Annotated in this window: 13 protein-coding genes; 10 read left to right on the forward strand and 3 right to left on the reverse strand. The window is 65.0% G+C overall.

What is annotated here, in order from left to right; translation table 11 throughout:
• Positions 1-927 (reverse strand): LysR family transcriptional regulator, encoded by a 927-nt coding sequence (locus tag AB4118_RS12980; protein WP_441490118.1) that lies wholly within the window; start codon positions 925-927, stop codon positions 1-3.
• A gap of 124 nt (positions 928-1,051) precedes the next feature.
• Between AB4118_RS12980 and AB4118_RS12985 the strand changes: the two genes are divergently transcribed.
• The 4 genes from AB4118_RS12985 (at position 1,052) to nudC (ending at position 5,817) form a co-directional block, all read left to right on the forward strand.
• The gene (locus tag AB4118_RS12985) at positions 1,052-2,548 is read left to right on the forward strand and encodes a CoA-acylating methylmalonate-semialdehyde dehydrogenase (protein WP_441479655.1); all 1,497 of its coding nucleotides are present in this window, start codon (positions 1,052-1,054) and stop codon (positions 2,546-2,548) included.
• 26 nt (positions 2,549-2,574) lie between these two features.
• Positions 2,575-3,723: an isobutyryl-CoA dehydrogenase gene (locus AB4118_RS12990; protein WP_441490119.1), complete on the forward strand. Its 1,149-nt coding sequence runs from the start codon at positions 2,575-2,577 to the stop codon at positions 3,721-3,723.
• Positions 3,724-3,782: 59 nt separating this feature from the next.
• Positions 3,783-4,670 carry a 3-hydroxyisobutyrate dehydrogenase gene (gene mmsB / locus AB4118_RS12995; protein ID WP_441490120.1) on the forward strand — a complete coding sequence of 296 codons (888 nt, stop codon included), beginning with the start codon at positions 3,783-3,785 and terminating at the stop codon, positions 4,668-4,670.
• Between the two features lie 190 nt (positions 4,671-4,860).
• Positions 4,861-5,817, forward strand: coding sequence for an NAD(+) diphosphatase (gene nudC / locus AB4118_RS13000; RefSeq protein WP_441490121.1), 957 nt, complete (start codon positions 4,861-4,863; stop codon positions 5,815-5,817).
• Positions 5,818-5,867: 50 nt separating this feature from the next.
• Here the strand turns inward: nudC and AB4118_RS13005 are convergent, their stop codons facing one another.
• Complete coding sequence (locus AB4118_RS13005) at positions 5,868-6,722, reverse strand: prephenate dehydratase (protein ID WP_441490122.1); 855 nt, start codon at positions 6,720-6,722, stop codon at positions 5,868-5,870.
• A 3-nt stretch (positions 6,723-6,725) separates the two neighbouring features.
• Positions 6,726-7,469, reverse strand: a complete 744-nt coding sequence (locus AB4118_RS13010; RefSeq protein WP_441490123.1) for a 3-deoxy-manno-octulosonate cytidylyltransferase — start codon at positions 7,467-7,469, stop codon at positions 6,726-6,728.
• 198 nt (positions 7,470-7,667) lie between these two features.
• On the opposite strand from AB4118_RS13010, the gene AB4118_RS13015 reads away from it, so the two are divergent.
• From AB4118_RS13015 to AB4118_RS13040, 6 genes are all read left to right on the forward strand, one after another.
• The gene (locus tag AB4118_RS13015; RefSeq protein WP_441490124.1) at positions 7,668-8,210 is read left to right on the forward strand and encodes a c-type cytochrome; all 543 of its coding nucleotides are present in this window, start codon (positions 7,668-7,670) and stop codon (positions 8,208-8,210) included.
• A 178-nt stretch (positions 8,211-8,388) separates the two neighbouring features.
• On the forward strand, positions 8,389-10,257 hold the full coding sequence (locus tag AB4118_RS13020; RefSeq protein ID WP_441490125.1) for an extracellular solute-binding protein: 1,869 nt from the start codon (positions 8,389-8,391) through the stop codon (positions 10,255-10,257).
• 2 nt (positions 10,258-10,259) lie between these two features.
• Positions 10,260-10,661 (forward strand): DUF4260 domain-containing protein, encoded by a 402-nt coding sequence (locus tag AB4118_RS13025; RefSeq protein WP_441490126.1) that lies wholly within the window; start codon positions 10,260-10,262, stop codon positions 10,659-10,661.
• 4 nt (positions 10,662-10,665) lie between these two features.
• Positions 10,666-11,757 carry a microcin C ABC transporter permease YejB gene (locus AB4118_RS13030; RefSeq protein ID WP_441490127.1) on the forward strand — a complete coding sequence of 364 codons (1,092 nt, stop codon included), beginning with the start codon at positions 10,666-10,668 and terminating at the stop codon, positions 11,755-11,757.
• Between the two features lies 1 nt (position 11,758).
• The gene (locus AB4118_RS13035) at positions 11,759-12,928 is read left to right on the forward strand and encodes an ABC transporter permease (protein ID WP_441490128.1); all 1,170 of its coding nucleotides are present in this window, start codon (positions 11,759-11,761) and stop codon (positions 12,926-12,928) included.
• Positions 12,925-14,553, forward strand: a complete 1,629-nt coding sequence (locus AB4118_RS13040) for an ABC transporter ATP-binding protein (RefSeq protein ID WP_441490129.1) — start codon at positions 12,925-12,927, stop codon at positions 14,551-14,553. Before AB4118_RS13035 ends, AB4118_RS13040 begins: the two co-directional genes overlap by 4 nt.

The following is a 14,553-nucleotide window of genomic DNA, read 5'->3' on the forward strand; positions in this document are numbered from 1 at the left end:
TCACTCCGCCGCCTGGGTCTCGATCCTGGGCTCGCCCATCATCAGCGAGCGCGCCGCCTTCGCCTCGCGAACAATGAAATCGACGATAGCGCGCACGCGGGCGACATCCTTGAGATCGGCATGGACCAGCAACCAGAACGAGCGCGTGATCGACACCTTATGCGGCAGGACGGGCACCAGGCGCGGCTCTGTCGCCGCCATGAAATGATGGATGACGCCGATGCCGGCGCCGGCAACCACCGCATTCATCTGGGCCAGCACATTCGAGCTCTGCACCTGCGCCCGTAGGCCCTTGGCAACCTCGTCGAGATAGTCGAGCTCCGGCGTGAAGATCAGGTCGTCGATATAGCCGACGATCCGATGTTCGAAGAGGTCGTCGGGCTTCGCCACCACCGGCATGCTGTCGAGATACTCGCGCGTCGCATAGAGGCCGAGCCGGTAATCGCAGAGCTTGCGCGCGACGACCTTACCCTCCTTGGGCGGCGCCAGCGTGATCGCGACATCGGCCTCCCGCTTGGACAGCGACAGCAGCCTCGGCATTGCGATGAGCTGCAGCTCGAGCCCGGGATAGGCCTTGGCGAGGCCGGCCAGTCGTGGCGCCAGGAAACAGGTCCCGAAACCGTCCGGCGCGCCGATCCGCACAGTGCCGGCCAGCGCCATGTCGGCGCCGCCGATATCGCTCTGGATCGCGAGCGCCTCGGTCTCCATGCTCTCGGCCTTGGCCAGCAATCGCTCGCCATGGGCTGTGAGGGTGTAGCCCTGCGGCCGGCGCTCGAAGAGCTTGGCCTTGAGCGATTCCTCCAGAGAGGTGACACGACGTGAGACCGTGGCATGATCGGCGCCCAAACGCCGGGCTGCAGCCGTCAGCCGGCCGGAGCGGGCAACAGCGAGAAAGAAGCGCAGATCATCCCAGTCGAACCTCTCCAAGACGCTCTCCCTGATATTTGCTTTTGCGCACGACGACCGCTTGATAGTTGCTATAGCCGTGCACAAACGAGAATGGTAGGGGTGAGGCCAATCAAGACACCACACCATTCGTAGGGAGGGCGCGATGCGTCAGGTCGGTCATTTCATTGGTGGCAAGCACGTCGCCGGAACCTCGGGCCGCACGGCCGACATCTACCAGCCGATGGACGGAACCGTGATCGGCAAGGTCGCGCTCGCGTCCCCCGCCGAGATGCGCGCCGCTGTCGAAAACGCACTGGCGGCACAGCCGAAATGGGCGGCGGTAAACCCGCAGCGCCGCGCCCGCGTGCTGATGAAGTTCCTCGACCTCATCGCGCAGAACAATGACGAGCTGGCCGAGCTGCTCGCCCGCGAGCACGGCAAGACCATCGCCGACGCCAAGGGCGACATTCAGCGCGGCGTCGAGGTCGTCGAGTTCTCGCTCGGCATCCCGAACCTGATGAAGGGTGAATTCACCGACGGCGCCGGCCCAGGCATCGACATCTATTCGATGCGCCAGCCGCTCGGCGTCTGCGCCGGCATCACCCCCTTCAATTTCCCCGCAATGATCCCGCTCTGGAAGCTCGGCCCCGCCATCGCCTGCGGCAATGCCTTCATCCTGAAGCCGTCCGAGCGCGATCCCGGCGTGCCGATGCGTCTGGCCGAGCTGTTCATCGAAGCCGGCGGCCCTCCCGGCATCCTCAATGTCGTCAATGGCGACAAGGAAGCGGTCGACGCCATCCTCGACGATCACGACATCAAGGCCGTCGGCTTCGTCGGCTCGACCCCGATCGCCGAGTACATCTATGCCCGCGGCTGCGCCAACGGGAAGCGCGTGCAGTGCTTCGGCGGCGCCAAGAACCATATGATCATCATGCCGGATGCCGACATGGACCAGGCCGTCGACGCGCTGATCGGCGCCGGCTACGGCTCGGCCGGCGAGCGCTGCATGGCGATCTCGGTGGCGGTTCCAGTCGGCAAGGCCACCGCCGACGAACTGGTGAAGCGCCTCATCCCTCGCGTCGAGAGCCTGAAAATCGGCCCCTCCACCGACTCTTCCGCCGATTACGGCCCGGTCGTCACCAGGCAGGCGCTCGACAAGATCAAGGGCTATGTCGAGACCGGCATCAACGAGGGCGCCAAGCTCGTCGTCGATGGCCGCGGCTTCAAGATGCAGGGCTACGAGAACGGCTTCTACATGGGCGGCTGCCTGTTCGACCATGTGACGCCCGACATGCGCATCTACAAGGAAGAGATCTTCGGCCCCGTGCTCTCGGTCGTCCGCGCCAAGGACTATGAGGAAGGCCTCAAGCTCGCCAACGACCACGAATACGGCAACGGCGTCGCGATCTACACCCGCGACGGCGATGCGGCGCGCGATTTCGCTTCCCGCGTCCAGGTCGGCATGGTCGGCGTCAACGTGCCGATCCCGGTGCCGCTGGCCTATTACACCTTCGGTGGCTGGAAGCGTTCGTCCTTCGGCGATCTCAACCAGCACGGCCCGGACTCGATCCGCTTCTACACCAAGACCAAGACGGTGACCTCGCGTTGGCCGTCCGGCGTCAAGGATGGAGCAAGCTTCGTCATCCCGACGATGGGCTGAAGGCCCCGGACGACAAGGATCGCGACATGTTCTCCCTCACCGAAGACCAGATCGCGATCCGCGACATGGCGCAGGGTTTCGCTTCAGAGACCCTCGCCCCTCATGCCCTGCGCTGGGATGAGGAGAAGCACTTCCCGGTTGAGGAGATGCGCCAGGCCGCCGCGCTCGGCATGGGCGGCATCTATATCGGAGAGGATGTCGGCGGCTCGGGACTGTCACGGCTCGACGCGACGCTGATCTTCGAAGCGCTGGCGACCGGCTGCCCGACGGTCGCAGCCTATATCTCGATCCACAACATGTGCGCCTGGATGATCGACCGCTACGGCTCGGAGGATCAACGCCATGCCTGGCTGCCGAAGCTCTGTTCGATGGAGCATCTGGCGAGTTACTGCCTGACGGAGCCCGGTGCAGGGTCGGACGCCGCCGCGCTGAAGACCAGGGCGGTCCGCGACGGCAACGATTACGTGCTCGACGGCCAGAAGCAGTTCATCTCCGGCGCCGGCGTCTCCGACATCTATGTCGTGATGGTGCGCACCGGCGAGGCCGGCCCCTCAGGCATCTCGACGCTCGTCGTCGAGAACGGCACGCCCGGCCTGTCCTTCGGGGCCAACGAGAAGAAGATGGGCTGGAATGCGCAGCCGACGCGCGCCGTGATCTTCGAGAATTGCCGCGTCCCCGTGGCGAACCGCCTCGGGCCCGAGGGTATCGGCTTCAAGATCGCGATGGCAGGGCTCGATGGCGGCCGGCTCAATATCGGAGCCTGCTCGCTCGGTGGAGCACAAGGCGCGCTCGACAAGGCGCTGGCCTACGCCCAGGAGCGCAAGGCCTTTGGCGCACGCATCGCCGATTTCCAGGCACTGCAGTTCAAGCTTGCCGACATGGCGACCGAACTCGAGGCGGCGCGGACGTTCCTGTGGCGGGCAGCCTCGGCACTCGACGAGAAGACACCCGACGCGACCAAGCTCTGCGCCATGGCCAAGCGGGTTGCCACGGATACCGGCTTCGCGGTCGCCAACGAGGCGCTGCAGATTCATGGCGGCTACGGATATCTCGCCGATTACGGCATCGAGAAGATCGTGCGGGACCTGCGCGTGCATCAGATCCTGGAAGGCACGAACGAGGTCATGCGCATGATCGTGGCGCGCTCGCTGGTAGGGCGGGCAAAGGGGAACTAGCCTCAGAGCCGGGATATCCCTGCCCCACGGAAAAGCTTCTCAAACGACGAGGTTAGACCATGACCAGCATCGCCTTCATCGGGCTCGGCAATATGGGCGGCCCGATGGCCGCCAATCTCGTCAAGGCCGGACATCAGGTCAGCGCCTTCGACCTGGTGCAGGCCTCGCAGGACGCTGCGGCAGAACTCGGCGTGCATATCGCGGGCTCGGCCCGGGAGGCGGTCGCCAATGCCGAGGTCGTCGTCACCATGCTGCCGGCGGGCAAGCATGTGCTCGCGGTCTGGGCCGACATCCTGCCCGTGGTGAAGGCTGGCACGCTGATCATCGATTCCTCGACGATCGATGTCGAAAGTGCCCGTAAGGCGCATGCACTGGCCACCGAACGCGGCTGCCTCTCGCTCGATGCGCCGGTTTCCGGCGGTGTCGGCGGCGCAAAGGGCGCGACGCTGACCTTCATGGTCGGCGGTTCGAAGGAGGCTTTCGAGAAGGGAGACCCGATCCTCTCCGCCATGGGCCGGCGCGTCGTCCATTGCGGACCCTCCGGCAACGGCCAGGCGGCGAAGATCTGCAACAACATGATCCTGGGCATCTCGATGATCGGCGTCTCCGAGGCCTTCGTTCTGGCCGAGAAGCTCGGCTTGTCGCATCAGGCCCTGTTCGACGTCGCATCGACCTCATCCGGCCAGTGCTGGTCGCTGACCACCTACTGCCCCGTTCCCGGCCCGGTGCCGACATCGCCGGCCAATAACGACTACAAGCCGGGCTTCGCTTCCGCACTGATGCTGAAGGACCTGAAGCTCGCGCAGGAAGCCGCCCAGGCGGCCGGCGCTGCGACGCCTCTCGGCGCAGCCGCAGCCCAGCTTTTCGGCCTGCACAATGCCTGGGGTGAAGGCGGCTCCGATTTCTCCGCGATCATCCATCTGCTGCGCGGACGCGGCGAGCGCTAGATCGCCGATGTTGCATCGGCCTTCCCGAAAACCGCAATCCACTTTTCGGGCCGATGCTTTAAGGCACGACCAACCCGCCGGGAGCAGACCCGCCTCGCGCCTTCCACCTCTGGCGCAGGCGGCACTTTGCCGCTAGCACATCCGCCTATACGGCGGCTGTTCTTAAGCCGCCTGCCAGACGGGTGTGCGCATGAACGATGTCTCCTTTCGACGCGAACGCTCGGCCCTGACCGGCTTTGCCACGAACCCGCTCGACCGCCGCGGCGACCTGCGTGACCGTCCCGACGCGGTCGAGGGCTTTCGGGCTTCGCCCGGTACGCGCCATGCGATCGTCTCCGGCGAGACGCCGATCCTGAAGCGGATCGACGCCGAGACATTGACGATCTGGTTCGCCGAGAGCGAGGCCGACACTATCGGCAAGGCGCATGAGGAAGTCTTCCTCGGGCTCGACCCGCAAGGGACCGCCTGCTTCGGCCGACTGGTCGACCGGGAACTCGCCGAGCCGCTGCGCGAGCGCGACGACCTCGTGGTCAGCGACCTGCGCTCGATCGCCCTGAAGCGGCTCGTTCCAGCCGAAGAGGTCGGGCCGCTGGGCGAGGCCAAGGCCCTGCTCGACTGGCATGCGCGACATCGATTCTGCGCCCGCTGCGGCGGGCTCTCGCCGACGGTGAGCGGCGGCTGGCGGCGCGAATGCTCGCAATGTGGCGCGCTGCACTTCCCGCGCACCGATCCGGTCGTGATCATGCTCGCGGTGCGTGGCGATCAGTGCTTCCTGGCCCGTCAGGCCCGGTTCGCGCCGGGCATGTATTCCTGCATTGCCGGCTTTCTCGAGCCCGGCGAGACCTTTGAGGATGCGGTGCGCCGCGAAACCCTCGAGGAAGCAGGGCTGCGCACCGGCGCCGTGCGCTATGTCGCCTCGCAGCCCTGGCCCTTCCCGTCCTCCCTGATGATCGGCTGCATCAGCGAAGCGCTGAACGACGACATCACGCTGGACGGGAACGAACTCGAAGCAGGGCGCTGGTTCTCGCGGGAGGAGGCGCTGCAGATGCTGGATGGCAGGCACCCGGACGGCCTGTCCTGCCCGCCCCATATGGCGATCGCGAACACGATCCTGAAGGCGTGGGCCGAGGACGGCGTCACGCCCTAGCACGTGAGGGCGTCTGCAGCCGACGCGGTTTCCGGTCGGCTGCGATCGGCCTATTCTCCCGGCTCGGCGAGGCTCGCGCGGAACGCGTGCGCCGGGTAGACGCCGAGAATCTTCATCTCCTTGGAGAAATACTCGAGCTCCGTCAGGGCCCGCTTCAGGTCCGCGTCATCAGGATGCCCCTCGACATCGCAGTAGAACATCGTCGCTGAGAAATGGCCGTCGACCATGTAGCTCTCGAGCTTGGTCATATTGATGCCGTTGGTGGCAAAACCGCCCAGCGCCTTGTACAGCGCCGCCGGGATGTTGCGCACGCGGAACATCAGCGTCGTCACGGTCTTCTTCGCGCCCTGGCGGGCGAATTCCGGGTATTTCGAAAGCACGACGAAGCGCGTGGTGTTGTGCTTCTCGTCCTCGATGTCCTCCATCAGGATATTCAAGCCGTAGACTTCGGCGGCGATATGCGGCGCGATCGCTGCGCGGGTGACGTCGCCGGCTTCCGCGACCTGCCGGGCGGAGCCGGCGGTATCGGCAGCGACCTCGGCCTTGAGGCCGAGCTTCTTGATGATCTTGCGGCACTGGCCGAGCGCATGGATATGGCTCTGCACGGTCTTCAGGGTGGCGAGCGTCGCTCCCTGCACCGCCATCAGGTGAAAGCGGATCGGCAGGAAATGCTCGCCGATGATGTGCAGGCCGGAACGCGGCAGCAAATGGTGGATATCGGCAACGCGACCGGCGATCGAATTGTCGATCGGGATCATGCCATAGCGAGCCGTTCCGTCGCTGACCGCGGACAGGGCATCCTCGAAGGTTGCGCAGGGCAGCAATTCGCAATCCGGAAAGACCTGCAGGGCGGCCTGAGAGGAGAAGGCTCCGGGCTCGCCCTGGTAGGACACGACGACAGACATGATTCAGGCTCCGAGGCGGGATTTCAGGAGCGCGCGGGCGCGATCCAGGTCAGGAGGCGTGTCGACGCCGCGCGGGACGTGATCGATGACCATCACGTCGATGCGCATGCCGTCTTCCAGTGCACGCAGTTGCTCGAGCTTCTCGCGGAGTTCGAGCGGTGATTGCGGCAGGCTGACGAAGCGATCGAGCGCACGGCGGCGATACGCATAGAGGCCGACATGGTGATAGAGCGGCCCCTCGCCGCTCGGCGCGGTGGCACGGGTAAAGTAGAGTGCGCGCATCCGGCCGGGACTGATCTCGCTGCCGATCAGCTTGACGACGCTCGGTGCGGTCTTCTCGTCCTCGTCGGTAATGACCCCGGCCAGGGTCGCAATGTCGACGGCAGCATCCGCAAGCGGCTTCACCGCGGCAGCGATCGCGCTCGGCTCGAGCGTGGGAAAATCTCCCTGGACGTTGACGATGATGTCGTGGCGTCCCTGCGGATCGACGATATCGGCCGCTTCCTTGATTCGATCCGAGCCGGTCTGGTGGTGGATGCTGGTCATCACCGCCCTCCCCCCAGCCTTCTCGACCGCCGCGACGATGCGCGGCTCGTCAGTGGCGACGACCACGGCACCGACGCCCGATTCCATCGCCCGGCGCCAGACATGCACGATCATCGGTTCGCCCAGGATGTCTGCCAGAGGCTTGTCGGGCAGGCGGGTCGCCTGCATGCGGGCGGGAATCAGGATCAGCGGGTCCGACATCGGCAACAGCTCTGGGGGGAAGGTCGCGAGGCTGCGACGGGAGGCGTCAAAAGGTCTCAAAGAGGTGCGTGCTTATACGAGTTGCAATGAAGCGCGCAAAGCGGTTAAGCAACGGCCGTGTGTCGGCGCTCCCAGGCTCCGGCCGGAGCGCTGCTATGCCTTGCCTGTCCTGTGGCGAGGCCCAAGGGTTTCGATGCGATGAATATCGAGCTGAACAAGATTGCCGGCGCGGGACTGTCCACGCTGCTCGTGGTGATGGCCCTGAACATGGCCGCCGGCATTGTCTTCGCGCCGCACAAGCCGGCCGTGCCCGGCTTCGATCTGCCGAGTCCGGAGCCAGCTGCCGCCGGCGGTGCAACCGCTGCGGCTCCAGTTGCGGACGCGCCGATCGTGGAACGTCTCGCCAAGGCCGATCCGGCCCGTGGCGAAAAGGCTGTCGGCGCCTGCAAGGCCTGCCACACCTTCGAGAAGGGCGGCGCCAACAAGGTCGGCCCGCATCTCTTTGACGTCTATGGTCGCAGCAAGGGGTCGATCGACGGCTTCGGTTATTCGGCTGCCATGAAAGGCCATTCCTCCGAGAAGTGGGAAGCCGAGCAGCTCGACGGCTTCCTGAAGGGTCCGAAGGCCTATATGCCGGGAACGACGATGGCTTTCGCCGGTCTGACCAAGCCCGATACCCGTGCCGACGTGATCGCCTATCTCAACACGCTCGCGGATGCGCCGAAGCCGCTTCCGAAATGAGCCTTGCGTCGATTCGGCGCGCCTGAATGATTGCAAGCCGGGCCCTTGAGCCCGGCTTTTGCTTGCTCCCGCCATGCTCTTGCCCTCACCATGGCGAGGAATCTCCTCTCCGCGCTGGTATCGACCTCACGGGTCGACATAATCGGCCAGCGAATCAGTTGCAGGAGGACGAGGCACCATGGCGATGCGCATCACACGCCGCAGGCTGCTCGAAGCCGGTGGAGCAGCGCTGGCAAGTGGGGGCCTGCCTGCCCTGCCCGGCCGGGCAATGGCCGAGACCGGGGAGGTTCATGGCCTCTCGACTTTCGGCGAACTGGCGCTCCCCGCAGATTTTCCGCATTTCGCCTATGTGAACCCGAAGGCCCCGAAGGGCGGCACGATCACGCTGCAGATCAAGCGGGCCGGCGGCAACCAGAACTTCGACACCTTCAACACGCTGAACACCTTCGTGCTCCAGGGCGATGGCGCCGCTGGCATGGATGCGTGCTTCGACAGCCTGATGTCCGGCTCCGGCGACGAGCCAGGCGCGCTCTACGGCTTGCTGGCGAAGAGCGTCGCAATCTCCGGGGACAGGCTGACCTACCGTTTTCGGCTCAGGCCCGAGGCGCGTTTCCATGACGGAAGCCGGGTGACCGCTTCCGATGTCGCCTTCTCCATGAATATCCTGAAGAGCAAGGGACACCCATCCTACCGCCTGATCCTGAACGAGCTGGTCTCGTCGGTGGCCGAAGGCGACGACATCGTCGTCGTCACGCTTTCGCCGAAGCGCGGTCGCGACCTGCACCTCGTCGTCGCAGGCCTGCCGGTCTTCTCCGCGAAATTCTGGTCGACGCGGAACTTCGACGCCTCGACGCTGGAACCACCGCTTGGGTCCGGCCCCTACAAGGTGGGGCGGTTCGAGCAAGGCCGCTTCATCGAATTCGAGCGGGTTCCCGACTACTGGGGCAAGGACCTGCCGGTGAATGTCGGCGTCAATAATTTCGACCGCACGCGCTGGGAGTATTTCCGCGACCGGCAGGTCGCCTTCGAGGCCTTCAAGAGCGGCATCGTTACCTTCCAGGAGGAATTCACCTCCCGGATCTGGGCGACCGGCTATGACTTCCCGGCGATCAAGGACGGCAAAGTCAAGAAGGAATCCCTGCCCAATACCGAGCCGACCGGCTCGCAGGGCTGGTATTTCAACCTGCGCCGCGATGCCTTCAAGGACCCGCGCATCCGCGAGGCGATCGGGCTCTGCTTCGATTTCGACTGGACCAACAAGAACATCATGTTCGGCTCCTTTGCCCGCATGACCTCGTTCTTCGAGAACTCGGATTCCAAGGCTGTGGGCACACCCTCGCCCGAAGAGCTTGCTCTGCTCGAACCCTTCCGTGGCAAGGTGCCGGACGAAGTCTTCGGCGAGGTCTATCTCCCGCCGGTCAGCGACGGCTCCGGCAGCGACCGCGCCCTGCTGCGCAAGGCGGACGATATGTTCCGCGCAGCCGGCTGCAAGCGGGACGGCAATGTGCTGAAGCTGCCCGATGGCAAGCCCTTCGAGATCGAGTTCCTCGATTTCCAGGCCTCGCTCCAGCCACATACCCAGCCGTTCCAGGCCAATCTCAAGCGCCTGGGCATCAACGCGACCTCGCGCATCGTCGATGCCGCGCAGTACCAGCGAAGACTCGATGAATTCGATTTCGACGTGGTCAGCCGCGCGTTGACGGGCAGCGCGATTCCCAGCGATTCCCTGCGCATCGTCTATGGTTCCGAAGCCGCGAAGACGCGCGGCTCGCGCAACGTCGCCGGCATCAGCGATTCAGCCATCGACGCGATGATCGATCGGATCGGCCAGGCCGATAGCTACAAGGACGTCGTCGTGGCGGCCAAGGCGCTGGACCGGCTGCTGCGCGCCGGCCGCTATTGGGTGCCGATGTGGTGGAACCCGAATGAATGGCTGGCTTACTGGGACATGTTCGACCGGCCGGCATCCAAGCCGAAATACACGTCCGGCGCTCCCGCCATCTGGTGGTTCGACGCCGAGAAAGCCAAGCGGATCGGGAAGGCGTGAGGATGGTAGCGGAAGCCCGAGGCCAGGTCAGCGGAACTCCCAGGGTTCTCCTGCGCCTCGAAGGACTTGTCCTCGGCGTGCTGTGCATCTGGCTCTTTGCCGGCACCGGCGCATCGTGGTGGTTCTTTGCTGCACTGATCCTGGCCCCGGATCTCGGCATGCTCGGCTATCTCGCCAATCCGAGGCTGGGCGCCACGATCTACAACGCCGCTCACTCGCTGATCGGTCCGGCCTTGCTGGCAATCGCGGGCCTTTCGCTGGCCCTGCCGACGGCCCTTGCGATCGCGCTGATCTGGGCCGGGCATATCGAGTTCGACCGGGCGCTGGGCTATGGCCTAAAATATCCCTCGCTCTTTGCCGACACCCATCTCGGTGTGCTTGGTCCTTCCCGAAAGGCCGGGTGAACGGATGCTCTCCTATATCGCCCGCCGCCTCGCGCTGATGGTGCCGACATTGTTCGGCATCCTGCTGATCTCCTTCGTCCTCGTGCAGTTCGCGCCGGGCGGGCCGGTGGAGCGCGTGATCGCACAGTTGCAGGGCCAGGGCGGCAACGCCTCCGACCGTGTCGGCGGCAGTGCCGGCGGCGATGCCGGAGCACAGCACGGCGATGCAAGCTCATCCTATCGTGGCGCGCAGGGGCTCGATCCGGCCTTCATCAAGGAGCTGGAGAAGCAATTCGGCTTCGACAAGCCGGCACATGAGCGCTTCGGCAAGATGCTCTGGGACTATATCCGCTTCGATTTCGGCCGGTCCTATTTCCGCGACGCACCGGTACTGCAGCTGATCAAGGAGAAACTGCCGGTCTCGATCTCGCTCGGACTGTGGATGACACTGCTCTCCTATGCGATCTCGATCCCGCTTGGCATCCGCAAGGCGGTGAAGGACGGTTCGCGCTTCGACACCTGGACCAGCGCCGTGGTCATTGTCGGCTACGCCATTCCGGGCTTCCTGTTCGCGATCCTCCTGATCGTGCTCTTCGCCGGCGGCTCGTTCTGGCAGATCTTTCCGCTGCGCGGGCTCCATTCCGAGAATTGGCAAGAACTCAGCTTGATCGGCAAGGCCACCGACTATCTCTGGCACATTGCCCTGCCGGTCACGGCGATGGCGCTGGGCGCCTTCGCGACCTCGACGCTGCTGACCAAGAATTCCTTCCTCGACGAGATCCGCAAGCAATATGTCCTGACGGCGCGGATGAAGGGGCTCAGCGAACGCGGCGTGCTCTACGGCCACGTCTTCCGCAACGCCATGCTGATCGTGATCGCCGGCTTTCCCGGCGCATTCGTGCATGCGCTCTTCGCCGGATCGCTGCTGATCGAGACGATTTTCTCGCTCGACGGCCTCGGGCTCCTCTCCTTCGAGGCCATCGTCAACCGCGACTATCCGGTCGTCTTCGCCAATCTCTACATCTTCTCGCTGATCGGCCTTGTCGTGCATCTCATCACGGACCTGACCTACACATGGGTCGACCCCCGGATCGATTTCGAAACGCGGGAGGCCTGAGGTGAGCGAGACGCTGATCGACCTGCCGCCGAGCACTCGCAGTGCGGCGCTTGCACCACCCGAGGCGGGCCAGGGCTGGCTCAAGCTCTCACCGATCAACCGGCGCCGGCTCAACAATTTCAAGGCGAACCGGCGGGGCTGGTGGTCGCTCTGGATCTTCCTGGCACTGTTCGTGCTCTCGCTCTTCGCGGAGTTCATCGCCAATGATCGACCGCTCGTCGTGCGCTACAAGGGCGAGTTCCTGTTCCCGATCGTGGTGAACTATCCCGAGGAGAAATTCGGCGGCTTCCTCGCCACCACCGACTATCGCGATCCGGTCATCGCCAAGGAGATCGATGCCAATGGCTATGCCATCTGGCCGCCGATCCGCTACTCCTACCGCACGCATAATCTCGACCTGCCGGTTCCCGCTCCTGCGCCACCGACCTGGATGCTGAAGGACGAGCAGTGCCGGCCGATCGCCGAGCGAACCGGCGGCATGTCCTGCCGCGAGCTCGAATGGAACTGGCTCGGCACGGACGACCAGGGCCGCGACGTCGTGGCGCGCCTGATCTACGGGTTCCGCATCTCGATCCTGTTCGGCCTGATCCTTTCCACGATCTCTTCGGTGATCGGCATCGCGGCTGGCGCCGTGCAGGGCTATTTCGGCGGTTGGACCGACCTGATCTTCCAGCGCTTCATCGAGATCTGGACCTCGATCCCCGCGCTCTATCTGCTGATCATCGTAGCGGCCGTGATCACGCCCGGCTTCTTCGTGCTGCTCGGCATCCTGCTGCTGTTCTCCTGGGTCGCGCTGGTCGGCGTGGTCCGGGCCGAATTCCTGCGGGCCCGCAATTTCGAGTATGTCCGCGCAGCGCGTGCGCTCGGCCTGTCCGACGCCAAGATCATGGTCAAGCATCTGCTGCCGAACGCCATGGTCGCGACGCTGACCTTCCTGCCCTTCATCATGAACGGCTCGATCACGACGCTCACCTCGCTCGACTTCCTCGGTTTCGGCCTGCCGCCCGGCTCGCCCTCGCTCGGTGAGCTGCTGGCGCAAGGCAAGGCCAATCTGCAGGCGCCCTGGCTCGGGCTGTCCGGCTTTTTCGTGATCGCCCTGATGCTGTCGCTGCTGATCTTCATCGGCGAGGCGGTGCGCGACGCCTTCGATCCAAGGAAGACCTTCGCGTGAGCGCTCCCCTTCTCTCTGTCGAGGATCTTTCCGTCGCCTTCCGCCAGGGCGGCAGGGAGACGCTCGCCGTCGACCGCATTTCCTTTCATGTCGCCAAGGGCGAGACCCTGGCGATCGTCGGTGAATCCGGCTCGGGCAAATCCGTCTCCGCGCTCTCGATTCTGAAGCTGCTGAACTATCCGGCCGCGCATCACCCGTCCGGCAAGGTGCTATTCAACGGACAGGACCTGATCGCGGCCGATGAGAACGCGATGCGCAAGGTGCGCGGCAACGACATCACCATGGTGTTCCAGGAGCCGATGACCTCGCTGAACCCGCTGCACACCATTGCGCGGCAGATCGGCGAGATCCTCGAGCTGCACAAGGGCTTGCGCGGCGCGGCGGCTCGCGCCCGCACGTTGGAGCTGCTGGCCCTGGTCGGAATCCGCGATGCCGAGAGCCGGCTCGACGCCTATCCTCATCAGCTTTCCGGCGGTCAGCGCCAGCGCGTAATGATCGCCATGGCGCTCGCCAACGAGCCGGACCTGCTGATTGCCGATGAGCCGACGACTGCGCTCGACGTCACCGTGCAGGCGCAGATCCTGTCCTTGCTGAAGGATCTGCAGAACCGCCTCGGGATGGCGATCCTGTTCATCACCCATGATCTGGGCATCGTGCGGCGCATCGCCGACCGGGTCTGCGTGATGCTCAAGGGCCGGATCGTCGAGCAGGGGGCTGTCGCCGAGATCTTCGACAAGCCGCAGCACAGCTATACCCAGCGCCTGCTCGCAGCCGAGCCCAAGGGTCGCCCCGCCCCGGTCGCCGAGGGCGCCGCGACGCTGCTCGAGGCCGGGCCGATGAAGATCTGGTTTCCGATCAAATCCGGCTTCCTGCGCCGGACCACCGGCCATGTGAAGGCCGTCGATGGCATCTCGATCAAGGTGCGGGAAGGCGAGACGCTCGGCGTCGTCGGCGAGTCCGGCTCAGGCAAGACGACGCTCGGCCTCGCCATCCTGCGGCTGATCTCCTCGGAGGGGCCTGTCGTCTTCCTCGGCGATCGCATCGACGGGTTGACCAGCGCCGCCGTCCGCCCGAAGCGCAAGGATCTCCAGGTCGTCTTCCAGGATCCCTATGGCTCGCTGTCTCCGCGCCTCTCGGTCGCCGGCATCGTCGAGGAAGGGCTGACCGTCCAGGACAAGGGGCTGAGCTATGAAGCTCGCCGCGAGATCGTCGCCAGGGCGCTCAGCGATGTCGGCCTCGACCCGGCAGCGATGGATCGCTACCCGCATGAATTCTCAGGCGGACAGCGCCAGCGTATCGCAATCGCGCGCGCCATGGCCCTCGACCCGAAATTCGTGGTGCTGGATGAGCCGACCTCGGCGCTCGACATGTCGGTGCAGGCGCAGATCGTCGAGCTCCTGCGGGAGCTGCAGAGCCGCCGCAAGCTCGGCTATCTCTTCATCAGCCATGACCTCAAAGTGGTGCGGGCGTTGTCGCACCGGGTTGTGGTGATGCAGAACGGCAAGGTCGTCGAGGAAGGACCAGCCGAGGAGATTTTTGCGCATCCTCGCGAGGCCTATACCCAGGCCCTGCTCGCCGCCGCGCTCAACCTCGAGCCCGTCGGCAGCGCTGCGGTGAAGGATTGA

Source organism: Allobosea sp. 2RAB26 (assembly GCF_052115465.1).
GTDB lineage: Bacteria > Pseudomonadota > Alphaproteobacteria > Rhizobiales > Beijerinckiaceae > Allobosea.